Origin of the sequence: Acinetobacter sp. C26M (assembly GCF_023702675.1) — a bacterium.
Taxonomy (GTDB): Bacteria; Pseudomonadota; Gammaproteobacteria; order Pseudomonadales; family Moraxellaceae; genus Acinetobacter.
Genome location: NZ_CP098478.1, coordinates 1,333,257 through 1,350,504, shown reverse-complemented (window position 1 = coordinate 1,350,504; position 17,248 = coordinate 1,333,257). Strand labels below are relative to the sequence as shown.

Annotated in this window: 18 protein-coding genes; 15 read left to right on the top strand and 3 right to left on the bottom strand. The window is 39.9% G+C overall.

What is annotated here, in order from left to right; translation table 11 throughout:
- Positions 1-19: 19 nt before the first annotated feature.
- The 10 genes from NDN11_RS06045 (at position 20) to pal (ending at position 9,140) form a co-directional block, all read left to right on the top strand.
- Positions 20-1,360 carry a deoxyguanosinetriphosphate triphosphohydrolase gene (locus NDN11_RS06045; RefSeq protein ID WP_251111082.1) on the top strand — a complete coding sequence of 447 codons (1,341 nt, stop codon included), beginning with the start codon at positions 20-22 and terminating at the stop codon, positions 1,358-1,360.
- 68 nt (positions 1,361-1,428) lie between these two features.
- Positions 1,429-2,034 (top strand): Holliday junction branch migration protein RuvA, encoded by a 606-nt coding sequence (gene ruvA, locus NDN11_RS06040; protein ID WP_005211487.1) that lies wholly within the window; start codon positions 1,429-1,431, stop codon positions 2,032-2,034.
- A 7-nt stretch (positions 2,035-2,041) separates the two neighbouring features.
- A complete protein-coding gene (gene ruvB, locus NDN11_RS06035; protein WP_005189990.1) occupies positions 2,042-3,040 on the top strand; it encodes a Holliday junction branch migration DNA helicase RuvB in 999 nt (332 codons plus the stop codon).
- Positions 3,041-3,128: 88 nt separating this feature from the next.
- Positions 3,129-4,037, top strand: a complete 909-nt coding sequence (locus tag NDN11_RS06030) for a hypothetical protein (RefSeq protein WP_251111081.1) — start codon at positions 3,129-3,131, stop codon at positions 4,035-4,037.
- A 129-nt stretch (positions 4,038-4,166) separates the two neighbouring features.
- Complete coding sequence (ybgC, locus tag NDN11_RS06025; protein ID WP_251111080.1) at positions 4,167-4,574, top strand: tol-pal system-associated acyl-CoA thioesterase; 408 nt, start codon at positions 4,167-4,169, stop codon at positions 4,572-4,574.
- Between the two features lie 24 nt (positions 4,575-4,598).
- Complete coding sequence (gene tolQ / locus NDN11_RS06020; protein ID WP_251111079.1) at positions 4,599-5,297, top strand: protein TolQ; 699 nt, start codon at positions 4,599-4,601, stop codon at positions 5,295-5,297.
- Positions 5,297-5,749, top strand: a complete 453-nt coding sequence (gene tolR, locus NDN11_RS06015; RefSeq protein WP_167248235.1) for a protein TolR — start codon at positions 5,297-5,299, stop codon at positions 5,747-5,749. Before tolQ ends, tolR begins: the two co-directional genes overlap by 1 nt.
- Before the next feature lie 3 nt (positions 5,750-5,752).
- Positions 5,753-7,168, top strand: a complete 1,416-nt coding sequence (gene tolA / locus NDN11_RS06010) for a cell envelope integrity protein TolA (protein ID WP_251111078.1) — start codon at positions 5,753-5,755, stop codon at positions 7,166-7,168.
- 99 nt (positions 7,169-7,267) lie between these two features.
- Positions 7,268-8,551, top strand: a complete 1,284-nt coding sequence (gene tolB / locus NDN11_RS06005; RefSeq protein WP_251111077.1) for a Tol-Pal system beta propeller repeat protein TolB — start codon at positions 7,268-7,270, stop codon at positions 8,549-8,551.
- Between the two features lie 22 nt (positions 8,552-8,573).
- Positions 8,574-9,140, top strand: coding sequence for a peptidoglycan-associated lipoprotein Pal (pal, locus tag NDN11_RS06000; protein ID WP_167248232.1), 567 nt, complete (start codon positions 8,574-8,576; stop codon positions 9,138-9,140).
- Positions 9,141-9,197: 57 nt separating this feature from the next.
- Here pal and NDN11_RS05995 read toward each other — a convergent pair whose 3' ends face one another.
- A complete protein-coding gene (locus NDN11_RS05995) occupies positions 9,198-9,383 on the bottom strand; it encodes an NF038105 family protein (protein WP_167248231.1) in 186 nt (61 codons plus the stop codon).
- Positions 9,384-9,560: 177 nt separating this feature from the next.
- Here NDN11_RS05995 and NDN11_RS05990 point away from each other — a divergent pair, with 177 nt between their 5' ends.
- The 5 genes from NDN11_RS05990 to NDN11_RS05970 all read left to right on the top strand — a co-directional run bounded on the left by NDN11_RS05990 (position 9,561) and on the right by NDN11_RS05970 (position 12,831).
- Positions 9,561-10,532 carry a class 1 fructose-bisphosphatase gene (locus NDN11_RS05990; protein ID WP_251111076.1) on the top strand — a complete coding sequence of 324 codons (972 nt, stop codon included), beginning with the start codon at positions 9,561-9,563 and terminating at the stop codon, positions 10,530-10,532.
- Between the two features lie 56 nt (positions 10,533-10,588).
- Positions 10,589-11,365, top strand: a complete 777-nt coding sequence (locus NDN11_RS05985) for a TrmH family RNA methyltransferase (RefSeq protein ID WP_251111075.1) — start codon at positions 10,589-10,591, stop codon at positions 11,363-11,365.
- Positions 11,366-11,524: 159 nt separating this feature from the next.
- A complete protein-coding gene (locus NDN11_RS05980; protein WP_167248393.1) occupies positions 11,525-12,142 on the top strand; it encodes an RNA polymerase sigma factor in 618 nt (205 codons plus the stop codon).
- Complete coding sequence (locus tag NDN11_RS05975; protein WP_251111074.1) at positions 12,129-12,452, top strand: hypothetical protein; 324 nt, start codon at positions 12,129-12,131, stop codon at positions 12,450-12,452. Before NDN11_RS05980 ends, NDN11_RS05975 begins: the two co-directional genes overlap by 14 nt.
- Positions 12,442-12,831 carry a DUF3106 domain-containing protein gene (locus NDN11_RS05970; protein WP_251111073.1) on the top strand — a complete coding sequence of 130 codons (390 nt, stop codon included), beginning with the start codon at positions 12,442-12,444 and terminating at the stop codon, positions 12,829-12,831. Before NDN11_RS05975 ends, NDN11_RS05970 begins: the two co-directional genes overlap by 11 nt.
- 61 nt (positions 12,832-12,892) lie before the next feature.
- Here NDN11_RS05970 and NDN11_RS05965 read toward each other — a convergent pair whose 3' ends face one another.
- Entirely contained in the window at positions 12,893-15,328 is a 2,436-nt protein-coding gene (locus NDN11_RS05965; RefSeq protein WP_251111072.1) for a CSLREA domain-containing protein, read from the bottom strand.
- Entirely contained in the window at positions 15,325-17,220 is a 1,896-nt protein-coding gene (gene rbtA, locus NDN11_RS05960) for a rhombotarget A (RefSeq protein WP_251111071.1), read from the bottom strand. Before rbtA ends, NDN11_RS05965 begins: the two co-directional genes overlap by 4 nt.
- Positions 17,221-17,248: the final 28 nt, after the last annotated feature.

The following is a 17,248-nucleotide window of genomic DNA, read 5'->3' as shown; positions in this document are numbered from 1 at the left end:
TCATAGTGAATAATGATGAATGGAACAAATGCGTTGGGTAGAATTGCTATCTGCAATTCGTTTAGGTAGTAAAAAAAGCAGTACTGAATTGGCTCGAAGCCCATTCCACAAAGATTATGACAGAATTATATTTTCTCAAAGCTTCCGTCAATTAAATAGAAAAACACAGGTTCACCCACTGACTCAACATGATGGCATTCATACTCGCTTAACCCACTCGCTTGAAGTCTCTTGTATTGGGCGTTCGCTCGGCATGTTAGCCGCAGAAAAAATCAAAGATGAATTACCAATGTGGATTTCCCCAGCAGATGTCGGTGCGATTATCCAAGCCGCCTGTCTGGCGCATGATATTGGGAATCCCCCATTTGGTCATGCTGGCGAATATGCGATTCGAGAATGGTTTGATGATGCATCGCATCGTGATTTCTTGACTAAACTCACACCAGAAGAAGCTGCCGATGTGCGCCAGTTTGAAGGCAATGCGCAAGGACTTCGCCTACTCAGCCGTATTGATTACCATCCCGATGATGGTGGCATGCGTCTTACCTGTGCAACACTCGGTGCTTATTTAAAATATCCATGGTTATCCAAAACCATCGAAGAACAAGGCGATATGCCATCCCATCAACGGGCAAAGTTTGGTTGTTATCAATCTGAAAAAGAAATTTTAAAACAGTTAGCAGAACAACTCGGTCTTATTCAGCTCGGTGACTATCACTATTGTCGCCACCCACTGACCTATTTATTGGAAGCAGCAGATGATATTTGCTATGCGCTAATTGATTTAGAAGATGGCATTATTCTTAATATGCTGAACTATGCCGAAGTTGAGCCGATCTTTCTGAATCTAATCGCGGATTACGGCTATCCAGAAGAATTACATTTATCGCATACCACATGGCAACAAAAAATAGCTGCCCTACGTGGCCGTGTAATGAAGCGTTTAGTCGATGAAGTGACCACGGCGTTTGCCAAACATCAGTATGAAATTTTAACTGGTCAGCTCAAAGGCAGCCTATTGCAATATTGCTCACCCGATATTGAAGCTGGCATTCAAACGGCGAAAAATCTGGCCAGAGACCGTATTTTTGAGCATCCACAAAAATCAGGTTTAGAGATTATTGCGCATCAAAGTTTGCAAACTATATTAGATGCTTTTATCCCTTTAACCATGCCGCATAAGACATTAAGCTTTAAAGAACAGCGTTTAATGTCGATTTTGCAACATTCAGGGGTAAATCTGCAAAACAACCACTATAATAATATTATGCAAGTCTTGGATATTATTAGTAAGTTTTCTGACCACCAAGCCTATAGCTTGGCGCAAGAGCTGCAAGGCAATAAAATTGGATTCTTTTAACAGTTGAAATTAGACCAAGACTTTTTTCAAGCTCAAACTAAATTTTTTAAAATAGTGAAATTTAACTCATGATCGGATGTTTAATTGGCGAAGTGTTTGCCCTAGAAGCCCCAACCGTATTACTCAATGTGAATGGTGTGGGTTATGAAATAGACACACCACTTTCGACATTTTGCCAATTACAAAAAGGACAGAAAGTTACTTTATGGACCCACTTAGTCGTTCGTGAAGATGCTCAACAACTTTATGGCTTTAGCGATGCTCAAGAAAAAACTATTTTCCGTACTTTACTTAAAGTAAATGGTGTAGGCCCTAAAATGGCTTTAGGTATCCTGTCTACCTTAAGTATTGAATTGCTGATTCATACCATTGAACATGATGATATTAATACCCTGATTAAAGTTCCAGGTGTGGGCAAGAAAACTGCTGAACGTTTAATGATTGAATTACGAGATCGTTTCAAAGCCTTAGCACAATCAACTGGCAGTATAAGCACTACAGCAGCAACGCAAATCCAATTTATGTCAAATTCACCTGTTGCAGAAGCAGAAGCCGCATTACAATCTCTTGGTTATAAACCAGCAGAAGCACAAAAAGCCGTGGCGGCAGTTAAAGCAGACTATACTGAATCTGCTGACATTATTCGTGCTGCGCTTAAATCAATGATGAAGTAATAGATATATGCAAGATCGTCTTATAAGCGGAACAGAAAAACCTGAAGATCAATTTGATCGTGCGATTCGTCCTACCTCATTGGTGGACTATATTGGTCAACCTGTCGTACGCGAGCAAATGGAAATCTTCATTGGTGCAGCGCGTGGCCGCGGTGAAGCACTTGATCATACCTTGATTTTTGGTCCACCAGGTTTAGGTAAAACAACCCTTGCCAATATTATCGCAAGAGAAATGGGTGGTAATTTAAAGTCTACTTCTGGTCCTGTATTGGAACGTGCTGGCGATTTGGCTGCCATGCTGACCAATTTAGAAGAAGGTGATGTTCTGTTTATTGACGAAATTCACCGTCTTTCACCCGTGATTGAAGAAATTCTTTATCCTGCAATGGAAGATTACCAATTAGATATTATGATTGGTGAAGGTCCTGCGGCTCGTTCAATTAAGCTCGATTTGCCACCCTTTACTTTAGTTGCTGCAACAACAAGAGCTGGCTTACTCACCTCTCCTTTACGTGATCGTTTTGGGATTGTGCAGCGCTTAGAGTTTTATTCAGTTGAAGATTTGACCCATATCGTGACACGTTCTGCCAATTTAATGGATGTTCCGATTACCAAAGAAGGTTCGACTGAAATCGCCCGTCGTGCTCGCGGCACACCACGTATTGCCAACCGCTTATTACGTCGTGTTCGTGACTATGCCCAAGTCAAAGGCACGGGCGAAGTGACTCAAGACATGGCACAACGTGCTTTGGACATGCTTAACGTGGATAAAGCAGGTTTAGATACGCTCGATCGTCGTTATCTCAGTATGTTGCTGGAACGCTTTGAAGGGCGACCAACAGGTGTTGAAGCTTTGGCTGCTGCAATGGCTGAAGATAGTGGAACACTTGAAGATGTGATTGAACCGTATTTGATTCAGCAAGGTTATGTGATGCGTACAGCACGTGGCCGAATTGCAACCAATATGGCGTATTTACAGTTTGGTATGACACCGCCTGAATCATAAAAATATTTTCAACTTAATGCTTCTTATAATGAGGCGATTAGAATAGGATATGCCTGATTTTAATCGTCTCATTATGTTTAGGGTAACAATGAAAAATAAAACTTTAACTTCCGTATTTTTGAGTAGCTTATTTTTAACAGCCTGCGGGGGTGGAGGTGATAATGCAAATAACGGCAATTCATTTCAAGGCAAAGAAAAACTAGATTATAGCAAACCAGAAAATCTTGAATTGATTTATGCACCAATTATCAATTTATCAAGCATTAATGAAAATCAACTCATTGATACGATTACGCTTGCTGAATCCATCTTTTATTTAGTCCAAAATGAACAAAGCACAAGTTATAAAGCTTCTTGTCAAAATAAAGATGGAACTATATCCAGAAATAATCATAGCGTTACATTAAACAATTGCTATCTACAAGTTATCGAAGACAATAAAGCTCATCTAATTTTAGAGAAGCCACTTCTTATATCCGGAACCATTAGCACACGAGGATATTGGTTCCAGAATAACTTTAAAATTGATACGACACTGAACCAATTTAAAGTAGAAGTAGATAATGAAACAACCACCTATAATGGTAGCAAAAGCAGCCAAGCATATGACCCTAATATTTATCCATTTAAATATGATATCAGCCAAATGGATTTCACCTGGTCCGATAAAAAACATATAGAAACCTACAAACTCACGAACTATAGTTTTGAACCATGGTCTACTGGATCAATTACCAAAGGACGTCTAGTTGGGATAAACAATAATAAAGAATTCTCTGTGAATTTTGACAATCAAATCAAATTTGGAAGTGTCGAAGATGCTTTGGCTTTTTATCCAAACTTTGCAGAAATTTTTATTGAAGACACCAACAACAATAAAAATTCAATTAATATCACCAGAACTACTGACTATAAAGCGTTAATGCGCGCCTATGCTAATGGCGTTACCGTCACAGGCTTCCCTAAAGTCGTCGCTTGGGAAGAACTAAACTATTAAAAAACAGGCCCTATCTAAGGGCCTCTTTTTTATCTAGGTCAACAATATGTTATTTATTACTATTTCCTTAACTCTTTTGAGGCAATATCATTCCTGATTGCTGACAGTACGCAAAAATAGGTAATAGACATGGCAAATCATTTTGAGTTCAACATTCGCGTTTATATTGAAGATACAGATGCAGGCGGTATCGTTTACCATGCCAATCATATCCGTTTTATGGAGCGTGCTCGTACCGAATGGTTACGTGCAGCAGGTGTAGACCACTACTGGCACCAGAAAGATTACAACTTCGTGGTACATCAAATTCAAGTGAAATATGTACGCCCAATATTAATGGATGATTTAATTACCGTTACAGCACGTGTTATTTCGTGTAAAGCCGCATCTTTTGTGTTGCAACAAAATATTTATCGTGGTGAAATCTTGCTGGCTTCAGGTGAGGTTGTGTTGGCATGTTTAAACAAAGAGTTAATGCCACGTAGACTTCCTGATGAAATTCGTGATCTGATTCAAAAAGAATTAGCACAGGACTAAAATAAACTTTCGGCACAGCAACTTATGGCAACTAACTTAGAATCTTCCCTGCATATTTCTGACCTAATTTTACAAGCAAGTCCTGTTGTACAACTGGTCATGCTGATCCTTCTACTCTCTTCAATTTATAGCTGGTATTTGATTGCCAAATTATATATGGGCTTTAAAAAATCTGGACAAGAGGATGAGCATTTTCAAAAAATGTTCTGGTCAGGTGCCGAATTAAATACGCTTTACAATAATGCTCAACTCAACTCTAAACGTCGCGGTTTAGAAGATATTTTCTACCAAGGTCTGGGCGAGTTCTTCAAGCTGCAAAAGCGCAAAGCAGACGCCAATCAAACCATCGAAGGGACAGAGCGTATCCTTCGTGTAGGTTTAAGTCGTGATCAAGGTGGTTTAGAAGTCGGCTTGGGAGCTCTTGCCAGCATTGGTTCAGTTGCGCCTTATATCGGTTTATTTGGTACAGTTTGGGGCATCATGAATGCTTTTATTGGCCTTGCAGCAGTTGATCAAGTCACCTTAGCTACCGTTGCACCTGGTATTGCAGAAGCTCTGATTGCAACCGCAATTGGTTTGTTTGCCGCAATTCCTGCTGTACTTGCATTTAACCACTTTACGGCTAAAGGTGAATCAACCTATTCAGACCGTGCTTTATTTGCAGAAGAAATGGTTGCCCTTTTACAGCGTCAAGCGATTGGAACGACACAGGATGATGCATAATGGCGATTCAACGATCTGGACGTTTTGAGCGGATTAAAAAACCACTGAAAAGCGATATGAACGTCGTTCCTTATATCGATGTGATGTTGGTACTTTTGGTCATTTTTATGGTCACTGCACCTATGATTACCAGTGGTATCAAAGTTGATTTACCTCAGGCCAATAATCATCCTATTGAATCAAAAGATATGCCAGCGATGGTCACCATTGGTAAAGATGGTAATATCTTTTTGCAATATCAAGAACACAAAGGTAGTGAACCGCTATCACTTGCACAGCTTGAAACTCTTTTAAGCGAAGCTCAAACGCAAGCTGAGCAAGAAAATAAACAACTGACTGTTCTAGTAAATGGTGATAAATCTCGTCCTTACGGTGAAGTCGTTTCACTCATGGCGAGTCTACAAGAAGCTGGCCTGACTCAAGTTGGCTTACTGACAGAGCCGTTAAAATAAGCTATGAAAAAATTTCAAGAGCCGCCTTTTAAACAAAATGCGATTGCGCTGGGTTTCACACTCGGTGTCCATGCGATCGCAATTGTTGGCTTACTGTTTTTAGGCTTGAGTAAACCACCTGAAGAACCTAAAAAACTGACCACCATTTTGGTGAAGCCAGAAGATTTACCACAATCTTTACAAAATCCCGAACAACAAGTCTCTGCAGAGCATCAGGCGGAGGAAGTGCAAAGCCCAGTTGTGGATAAAACGCTCCCTGAGAATATTCCAGTAGCGCCTCCACCACCAACTGCACAACAGCTTGCTGCCGAAAAGCAAAAAATTGAACAAGCACAACAAGCCAAGCTTGCTGAGCAAAAACGCAAAGCGGATGAAGCTGCTCGAGCTCAACAAGTTGAAGAACAACGCAAACTTGCAGAGGCTCAAGCACAAAAACAACGTACAGACGCTGAAGCTAAACGCCAAGCTGAGGCAAAAGCGAGGACTGAGGCTGATGCGAAGCGTAGAGCTGAACAAAATGCTAAAGCCGAGGCTGAAGCCAAAGCACGTCAAAAAGCTGAACAAGATGCGAAATTAAGACAGCAAAAAGCTGCCGAAAATGCAAAACTTCAAGCGCAACAGGATGCGAAACGCAAAGCTGAGGCAGATGCAAAGACACGCGCCGAGGCAGATGCGAGAGCAAAAGCCAACGCGGATTCGAAGCGTAAAGCCGAAGCAGATGCGAAGGCAAAAGCTGATGCTGATGCGAAACGCAAAGCCGAGGCCGATGCGAAGGCAAAAGCTGACGCAGATGCAAAACGTAAAGCAAATGCTGATGCAAAACGCAAAGCCGAGGCCGATGCAAAGGCAAAAGCTGACGCAGATGCAAAACGTAAAGCAAATGCTGATGCCAAGGCAAAAGCTGATGCTGACGCGAAACGTAAAGCTGAGGCCGATGCGAAAGCAAAAGCTGACGCAGATGCAAAACGTAAAGCAAATGCTGATGCCAAGGCAAAAGCTGATGCAGACGCGAAACGTAAAGCTGAGGCCGATGCGAAAGCAAAAGCTGATGCAGACGCGAAACGTAAAGCTGAGGCTGAAGCAGATGCCAAAGCTGCAGCTGCTAAAAAAGCTGAGCAGGAAGCCGCACAGAAAAAGGCGGATGCAAAACGAGTTGCTTCAACTGCGAAACGTGATTTCGAACAAAAAATCTATCGTGCTTGGAACATGCCATCAGGCTCATCAGGTCAGCGTGCAAGTGCTCGTGTGACTTTAAGTGATAGTGGTGCTGTACTTTCTGTCGTTGTAACAGCGAGTGACCCTGACGTTAAGGCGAGTGTAGAAGCTGCAGTGCGAGCTGCTGCCCCCTACCCAATGCCAGATGATCCAACCGCCCGTCGTGAAGCAAGAAGCTTTACTTCAAGTTTTACTGCAAAATAGTAATGAATAGTTAACGTTACAGGCTTTTAATAGCACAAAGCCTGTAACTATGTTAAACAATCAACAGCCACAAAAATACGAACGCAAGTAATTGTAACTATGGACAAGACTCGTAAACACCTCCTCTCGTTGGCAGTTTTCGCTGCAATTAGCACAGTTGTTCCAACAGCAACTTTTGCACAATTACATCTCGAAATTGCTAAAGCACCTGAACAAGCACCTAAAATTGCGATTATCCCATTTGCAAATGACAATGCGATCTATCCAATTGTGGAAAGCGACTTGAACCGTTCAGGTCGATTTACCAGTGCATCTCAAAATTTACCAGCTACAGCAAGTTTGAATCAGATTCAAGCGAGTGACTGGCAAAATGCAGGTGTGCCGTATGTTGTCGTTGGACAATTAAAAGCGGTTGATGCCAATACTTTTGAGATTCACTACCAGTTATATGATGTACAGAAACAACAATATTTGCTCAATGAAGTTCTGACTGTACCAAGTTCACGAGTACGCCAAGCGGGTCACCTAATCAGTGATACGATTTATCAGGCTTTGACTGGTATTGCAGGTGACTTTAGTGGTCGTATTGCTTATGTACTGCGTAATCAGGCGACACCTGCTCAACGCTATACCTTACAAATTGCAGATACTGATGGTGAGCAACCTAAAACTGTACTGTCGTCACGTGATCCAATCCTCTCTCCTGCTTGGACACCTGATGCTAAGAAAATTGCTTATGTATCATTTGAAACCAAACGCCCTGCGATTTATCTGCAAGACTTAGCCACTGGCCAACGTGAAGTTTTAGCAAGCTTCCGTGGTTTAAATGGTGCGCCAAGTTTCTCACCAGATGGTAAATCGATGTTGTTTACTGCATCCATGCATGGTAATCCTGAAGTTTATCAAATGGATTTAAGCACACGTCAAGTACAGCGCATGACCAATGACTCTGCGATTGATACTGAAGCACGTTACTCACCAGATGGTAAGTCATTTATTTTTACTTCTGATCGTGGTGGTTCACCACAGATTTACCGCTACAGCTTTGATGATAGTTCGGTAAAACGTTTGACCTTCAAAGGCGCGTTTAATGCACGCGGGACTTTGAGTGCTGATGGTAAAAAGATTGCGTTAGTACATCGTCCAAGCGGCAGCAACTACAAAGTTGCAATCCAAGATATCAATACTGGTATCACCAATATTCTGACCCCGACCAGTTTAGATGAATCACCAAGCTTCTCACCAAATGGACAAATGGTGGTGTATGCAACGCGTGAAGGTAATCGTGGTTTGTTATCAGTCATGTCGACTGATGGTCGTTTCCGCATGAATTTACCAAGCGAGCAAGGTGAAGTTCGTGAACCAGCTTGGGCACCAAAATAAGTTTAATCGATTGGAGAATCATATGAACATTAAATATCTAACGCTTCCACTGATTGCTGCAACTTTAGTTTTCACTGGTTGTGCAAGTCGCAAACCAGCAACTGATATCACTGCGGGTAATACACCAAATGGCTCAACCACTGTAAGTACAGATGGTTTAAGCGAAGATGCAGCTTTAAATGCACAAAACTTGGCAGGTGCATCTTCTAAGGGCGTAACGGCCGCAAACAAAGCATTCTTAGCTAAGCGCGTTGTACACTTCAACTTTGATAGCAGCGATTTATCTAACGAAGATTATCAGACCCTACAAGCACATGCTCAATTCCTAGTTGCCAATGCTAACTCTCGTGTTGCCCTTACTGGCCACACAGATGAACGTGGTACACGTGAATACAATATGGCACTTGGCGAACGTCGTGCAAAAGCGGTTGAAAGCTTCTTGATTACCAATGGCGTTAATCCACAACAACTCGAAGCTGTTAGTTACGGTAAAGAGTCACCAGTGAATGCTGGACATGATGAAGCTGCGTGGAAAGAAAACCGTCGTGTAGAAATCAACTACGAAGCGGTTCCACCACTATTAAAATAATAGTGGTTTCACGATAAATAAAAATGCTCACTTCAGGTGAGCATTTTTATTTATCGATTAAGAAGAAGATGGAGAGTCAGACTTGTTTTGCATCGACTCAATCAAATCATGCTTATTAAACTCTTTGTATTCTGGTTTCGCTTCATACTCTTTCCATGCATCCTTCACATTTTCTTTAGAAATCGTATCTAAGCTAATTGGCTCACTCGGCGTGGGAGTTGCCTCAAAATTCTTGGTTGACATCGTTAGCCTCCAAACATCCTGTTTAGTATCTATGCAACATAGCATGTAATGCTGTACTTGTAATCATAAAAGCAACATAAATAAAGTAAGATAATTTTTATTTTTGCACGATCTCATCTAGAATACCCACATTCTTTTTTATCAATTTTTGACACGGCCAAATCGGAGCTATTCAATATGTCAAACCTTACTTTGACCCAATACCTAGAACAACAAAATGGGAATTTGACTCCAGAGTTGGCACAAGTCATCGAAACAATTGCTGCGACATGCCAAACCATTGATCAAGCACTTCAAAAAGGTGCTTTAGCCGATATTTTGGGCAGTGCAGGCAATGAAAACGTTCAAGGCGAAACACAAAAAAAATTAGATGTTATATCTAATGATTACCTGATTGATGCTTTAAAAGTACACCCTCAAGTGGGTGGTTTAGCTTCAGAAGAATTAGATGACTTCACCCCTGCCCAAGAAAATGGTAAATATTTAGTTTTGTTCGATCCTTTGGATGGTTCAAGCAATATCGATATTAACATGTGTGTCGGTACGATTTTCTCTATCCTACCTGCGAAAAATACAGTCACTCAATCTGCGGACTTCATGCAAGCAGGGACAGAACAAGTTGCTGCAGGCTATGTCCTTTACGGCCCATCAACCATGTTAGCGCTTACCGTGGGCGCAGGTGTTGCCTTCTTTACTTTTGATCCAACCACACAAAGCTTCTTACTGACTACTGAGCAAGTACAAGTTACAGCAGATACACAAGAATTTGCGATTAACTCTTCAAACCAACGTCATTGGGAAAACCCTGTAAAACGTTATATTGATGAGCTTTTAGCGGGTAAAACATCAGTACGTGAAAAAGATTTCAATATGCGTTGGGTTGCTTGTATGGTAGGTGACATCCACCGTATCTTATGTCGTGGTGGTATTTTCCTTTATCCTTACGATCTAAAAGACCCTAAAAAGGCAGGTCGTTTACGTCTGATGTATGAAGCAAACCCAATGAGTATGTTGATCGAACAGGCTGGAGGTGCGTCTACTACAGGTCGCGTTCGTATTCTAGACATTCAACCAACTGAATTACACCAACGTGTTCCAGTGATTATTGGTTCGAAAAATGAAGTCGAACGCGTAACAAGTTATCACTAATTACTTTTATAATCAGGGCATTATAAATCTATAATGCCCTTTTGGATGTTTATCTTATGGCGGTTATTTTTCTAGAATCAAAAGACAATGCAAAAATCAAACATTTGCGTGGTCTGATCGAACTCAACAGTGCTCGAAAAAAACATCAGCAAACCGTTCTAGAAGGTACACATCTGTGCTTGGTTTGGTTGCAACAGCAGAAAAAAATCTTTTCTTTATTTACCACTGAACAAGCATTAGAACATCCAGATTTACAAGAAGTGATTGAACTTCATCAAGGTCATATCTTCGTGATTAGTGAAGTCCTATATAAGGATTTAAGCACCTTAGGCACAACCCTGCCTTGTCTAGCGATTGTTGATCTACCCAAAACCGCTGCCACCATTGATTTTAAGGCCGATACTTTAATTCTAGAAAATGTTCAAGATCCTGGAAATGTAGGTACATTGCTTCGCTCTGCTGCTGCTGCAAACATCAAACAGATTATTTGTACACAAGGTTCAGCTGCACTTTGGTCTCCACGCGTACTCAGGGCTGGTATGGGTGCCCATTTTAGTCTGCAATGTTTTGAAAATTTCCAGCTCACAGATATTCTTCCAAAATTTGAAATCCCAGTTTTTGTGACCAGTTCACATCGTTCAACCAGTTTATATAGCAAAGATTTAACTCAAGCCTGCGTCTGGATTTTAGGCAACGAAGGTCAAGGTGCAAGTGACTATGCTCTTGAACATGCTCAGGCAGTGGCGATCCCTCAACCTGGTGGGCAAGAGTCACTCAATGTCGCGATTGCTGGATCAGTTTGCTTCTTTGAAATGGTTCGCCAACGTCAGTAAAAACGTTAAATTATTTTAAATACGATTTTTTTACTGAGAAAATCAATTACACTACTAAAAATAATTGCTTAAGTTGTCAACGCGCCCACCATTTTCAACGTTATATGATTAATGAATTGGAATTAATGGTGGGTATCCATGACAGGATTTTCCATCTCTATGGATTTAGCACCGAAACAGGCTCGAACTGAAAACAGTACCGATCGTAGTACTGTTGAACAACGTCTGCGTTTTTTTATGCAAGACGTAACAGGTCGTGCCTTGGTTATGATGGAAAGCGCCACTCAGGGACAACAAGGCATTGCCATGGATTTAGTGCAAGAAGCATTTATTTCATTGCATAAGTCATATGCTGATAAAAGCACAGAAGAATGGTATCCCCTGTTCTATACAATCTTAAATAATAAACTTCAGGACTGGCGACGCAAAGAAGCCCGTCGTGCCAATCCATTTTCATTATTTAAAAAAATTAGTTTAGATGATGATGAACAAATTATTGATGTTGTCGATGAATCAACTCCTAATCCGTTTGAGTTTCTTAATCAAGAAGTCACTATGGAGGAAATTCAAGCTGCAATTAATCAATTACCCGTCCGCCAACAACAAGCATTTATGCTAAGAGCGTGGGAGGGTTTTGACACAATGACTACAGCACAAATTATGGATTGCAGTGAAGGCAGTGTTAAAACACATTACCACCGCGCAATTCAGGGGCTCAGAATTGCTCTAGAGCATTTAAACCCACATACAGGAGGATCATCAGATGAAAAAAGATGAGTTCACTAAACATGTGACTTCCAAACTTGACCAGCTTGCGAAAGAACAACATCGCAATAAAATGTTAGTGATGAATCATGTTCTTGATACTGTCCAAAAGAAGCCAACTTCTTATTACAGTATTTGGAAAATGACAGGTTTTGCCTTCGCTGCCGCAATTATGGGAATTGTTGTTCTGCCTAGCTCTCTGCAATTGGCTGATCAACCACAGAACCAAGTTGTCGTGAATCCAAAACTTTCGCCACAAATGGTTGAAGATATGGAAATGTTATTGGTCTTAGGTGAGGATAAAGTTCCACATGGCAGCTAAAAAATTAGCACTTGTTGTGTGTACACTCGGCTTATTACAAACAAGTTTTGCAGGTTCAGAACGCTTTTGGGTATTCTCCAAACCAAATAAAGCGGCAACAGAAGAAGCTTGGGATGACTTATCACCAGAAGAGCAACGCGTTTTAATTAAACGCTATCAGACATTGAAGGAAATTCCGACCAATCAGAGCTCACAACTACAACAACGGATGGAATGGTTTACACAACTGCCTGAAGACGAAAAGCAGAAAATGCGTGATGTTTGGCAAAAAATGAGTACTCAAGAACGCAATACTTTACGTAAACGTATGCTCAATGCTAGCACTGAAGAACGTGTAAACATTAGAGAAGAATATCTCAGCAAATATGCTGAACATTAATTTTACTCTTATAAGAATAAAAAAATAGCGCCTTTTAGGCGCTATTTTCTCTTTGGTCTACTTATTTTTTAAAACGACGATAAGCCAGTAACCCCAATAAACCAAATATAGAATAAAAACCTAAGCTACCACCACCACCGGCAGGACGAGTATCATCAGTGGTTGTAGCCGTATTAATTGTTCTGACTGTTGCCACATTTGATGACTCTGCATCTGCATCATAAACTTGATATTTAAAATCGAAATTAAATGGGTTAAAAGCATTTAATTCCTGAACGTAGATATTCCCACCGTAACATGTTTCTTTTTCGTTAGGTTCAGGACAGGCTCCTTGGCGATCAGCAGAGATAGTCAGATCTCTAGGTACATTCGTTAAACGGATCGGCAATTCTACACCATCTTTATTTTTCCAAAACTGAGGTTTATTAGGATTTTTTTCTGGCCCAGAACCACCCTCACCAGTATCGCCAGCATCATTAGCAAAACTCAACAAATTAAGGCTTAATCTCTGTTTCTCGCGATATTTAAACGTTATAGATGTGTCTGTTGCTACAGGTGCAATATTGACAAAAGTTGCGCTCAACAACCCCGATGAGGTGACATTAGAATCCAATTTAGATGTAAGCGTGTATTTACAGAAACTTTGGTCACCAGCCTGTGTAATCTTATCATCTTTACGATAAATAATGACCTGCTGTAAATTTGAGTTCCAATTACATACTAGGCCTTCATCTGGTTGAATATGCATCACTGAGTCACTGATTAAACCCGTCCCTAACGCTTCAACCTTAATATTATAATCATCCTGATTAAAAAACTTTAGCTTATGTGATCCATCAGCCTGCTCTATTTCTTCAGGCAATGGTATTGTACTTAGGTCGAGATAAATAGCACGATATTTGAAATTTGCTTTCGTCCCTTCCAATAATCTCTTATATTGCGCTACACGAGATTTATAATACGTTACCAAATCAGGATCATTCGGGTTTTTCACCAAATCGTCATAGAAATCATACTGTGCTTGATATTCTGAAATCAACTTCTTAAGCGAAGTATTCCTTAAATCCTGTATATCGCCCGCTGTAAACTTCATCAACTCTATGGCACCAATATCACAACTATTACGTGCATCAGGATCGAAAAAGAGTGTCCCTTCTGTGATCCTCGCCAAACCACGCTGATCTGTAGGAGTACATCCTGGTTTATCGATATCAACTAAATCTGTTTTTGTGTGATTGTTCTTAGGATAATAGATTGGTAAAAAAACGGTATAGGCTGAGGGAGTTTGAAGTGGGCCTAACAATGTCCCAAAAGAAACTCCTCCTACATCAATATTCGTTGTATTATCCTTTAATGACTCTTCAGGTAAATCACATTTATTACTACCTGTTCGTGAAATAGCATTATTTTGGATTGTTAAATTAACCTTTTCCTGCTTCTCAGCAGCCCCTAACAAATAACGACAAGCGTAGGTATTATTATCACCATTATATGCTAAAACATTAAAGTATAATTTTTTCGTACCTAATTTATCATATAAAACCGTTGTAAATGACTGATTTTCAACAATTGTATTACTAGTTAACGTTAAACTACTAAGCTTACTTAAAACACTTGAATCAATATTAGGTTCTGTTCCTGCTCTAGTATCACCAGAAAACTTAATTAAATTACCAAACGCTATATTTGCACTATTCTTAGCAATTGTATTTGCGCTCATAGTTACATTTGGCTCACCACAGAACTCCAACATACTTCTTGAGCTATCAGCCCCATTGCCAATAAAGCTATTCGCTGTAATATTGATCTCACGTTTCGAATAACTTAAATCATTCTTACAGCTCATTGATAATACACTACCAATTTCAGCCTGATTCCCTTGAATTAAACTATTGGTTAATGTTAAAGAGGCTGAAGGTCCTGCTAAAAAGATTGCCCCACCTTCTTTTGCTTTTGAGTTTAAAATCTGTGTATTTTGTAATAATAAATTCGCCCCTGCATAGATTGCCCCACCTCGATCTGCAGTGTTCCCACCTGATAAAATTAAGCTATTCAGAGATAATTCCTTTGCCCCAAAGGTAGTATTAAAAATACGTGAATTTTCTGCTTTAATGGTTGTTTTTAATGCTGTTTGCGCTGGGTATTGCATTACAACATCATTTGTTAAAACACTCTTTTCCTGCCAATCTAATGGACTTGCTCCTAAAATAGCAACATCAACATTCGGTGTTAACTCTTTTTTTAAGGTATAAACACCAGCCTCCAATTGAATAACTTTTTTTGATGTTGATAGCGTATCTGTAACACTACACCCACCATATGATTTGCGTGTTTCAGCTGTTATTAATGCCTCGCGTAGCGAGCAGGCATTCATATTCTCATTATCTTCATCAGCAAACGTTGTAACCTTAATTGGTGTACCACTCGTTCCAGCTGCCATCAATGGCATTGTTGCTAGAACCATCGTTGCCAATAATGTCTTTTTATAATTTTTCATCTCATCATCCCTAATTTTGATTTAAAGCGACGCAATCTTACCAAGCCGAGTAATACAAAAATTGCACCAGCACCAAGGCTTCCACCACTTACCTTTACGGTTTTACTTGGAAAATTATTTGGTGGGTCTTGAACAATTGTTGTTGGAACCGTAATGTAATAATTAGATTCATCATTGAAACGAGTGGTTGTCGTCATTATTCTAAGATTAAACTTATCCGCGCCATGCCAATCCCCATCTGGTACATAAGTAACATTGCCATCCTGATCAATTGTTAGCTTACCTTTAGAAGGGGTTTGTGTTTGGACTATCTCCAAACAACCTGGCTGCCATGGTTGTCCTTTTGAATTTGTTTCTCTTTTTAAAATGACCTTACATGATTCAGGATCTAATAATTCACCATCTTGTAGATTAGCCGCAATACTAAACTTTGCGATTTGCCCATAAAGAATATCTTGACCAGCAATTTGAATATCACTACGGTCAACCATAAGTTCTAATGCTCCCAGATCACAAAGCTCGTCATAACCACTTCGGCTTTTCCCACGCTGATCAGCAGACTCACAGCTAGCTGAACTAAAGGTTGAGCCATCACTATAAATTCGCCCTTTATTCACAATTAAAGAGTCAGATAATTTATTATAAGATATCAATAGGCGTGGCTTAAAAAAGCCTAACATTTGATCCTTTGGTGTATAGTAAGGGCACAACAAACCGTCTGCCGATGGAAGCTCACACGTCTGCTTTTCATCCACATTACCAACTATTAATTTATTATTCCCCAACATAAAATTAGGTAATGAGTCTTTTGCATTCCGATCACATTCAGGTTCAGTTAAATTACTTTGTACGACCGTTTCATCATTTGTAGCAGCGCTACAATTTTTTTTCTCATTCGCAACAATAATACTATTTGAAATATAAGAACTTACAGCCTCGGTTACTGTGCTCACTCCATTATTAGTGGTTGTAGCCTTCCACTTCGGAGATTGTAAATACAATCCTGCCGCATTTTTAATCACTGTCACATTATTGAAGAACATACCTTCGCGAATATTGGCAACATACCCACCCTTATTATGAAAAATTGTACTATTTTTAATCCCTGCAACACCACTTTTTAAAATATTTGAACCGATTGTTGGATCTTGAAAACCTGTTTGAACATAAAATAATGCGCCACTTTCACCAGCCACGCCTTCATTATCACGAATAACAGATTGAGTAATATTATACAACGGCATCTCAGTATAAATAACAGCACCTTGATCAGCTTTATTATTTTGCAAGAGACTATTATTAATCGTGACTGAACTAGCTGTTGGCTGACTATTAGAGATTAAACCTGCACTATAAATTGCCCCACCTTTATTAGCAAACCCACCAGATAAACGAGAATATTGTATAATGAGAGCTTCTCGATTTAAAATTAAACCACCATCATTTATTTTAGCTGAAGCACCTTGCAAGTTTAATTCAATAAAGTTTACAGAAAGTACAGCATTCTCAACACTACCATCATCAATTACAAAAAGGCGATCAGAACCCTGCATTTTAATGGTTGCATTATTTAGTCCTCGCTTATTATCATTAAAGTCGTCACTACTTGCTGTCCTAATTGTTGTAGCTGCTTTAATATTTAATGCAGAATTGAGTTGATAGGTTTGATCACGCTTTAAAAGAATATTAGCGCTTGCATCTTTATTACCACATCCGTGATAACCATTTTCGAATTCTTTTTGGCTTCTTTTATTTAAAAACTCAACAGCTTCTCGTAATGAACAAACGGCATCATCTTTGTCTTCATCAACCAATGTTGTGACTTGAATATCCGCAGAATATGCATGTCCAGTAATCGCAAATAAAGCGCAGGCAAGCGTCCGTTTGAGCATACCGATCTCCTTCTATTTTTCATTTTTC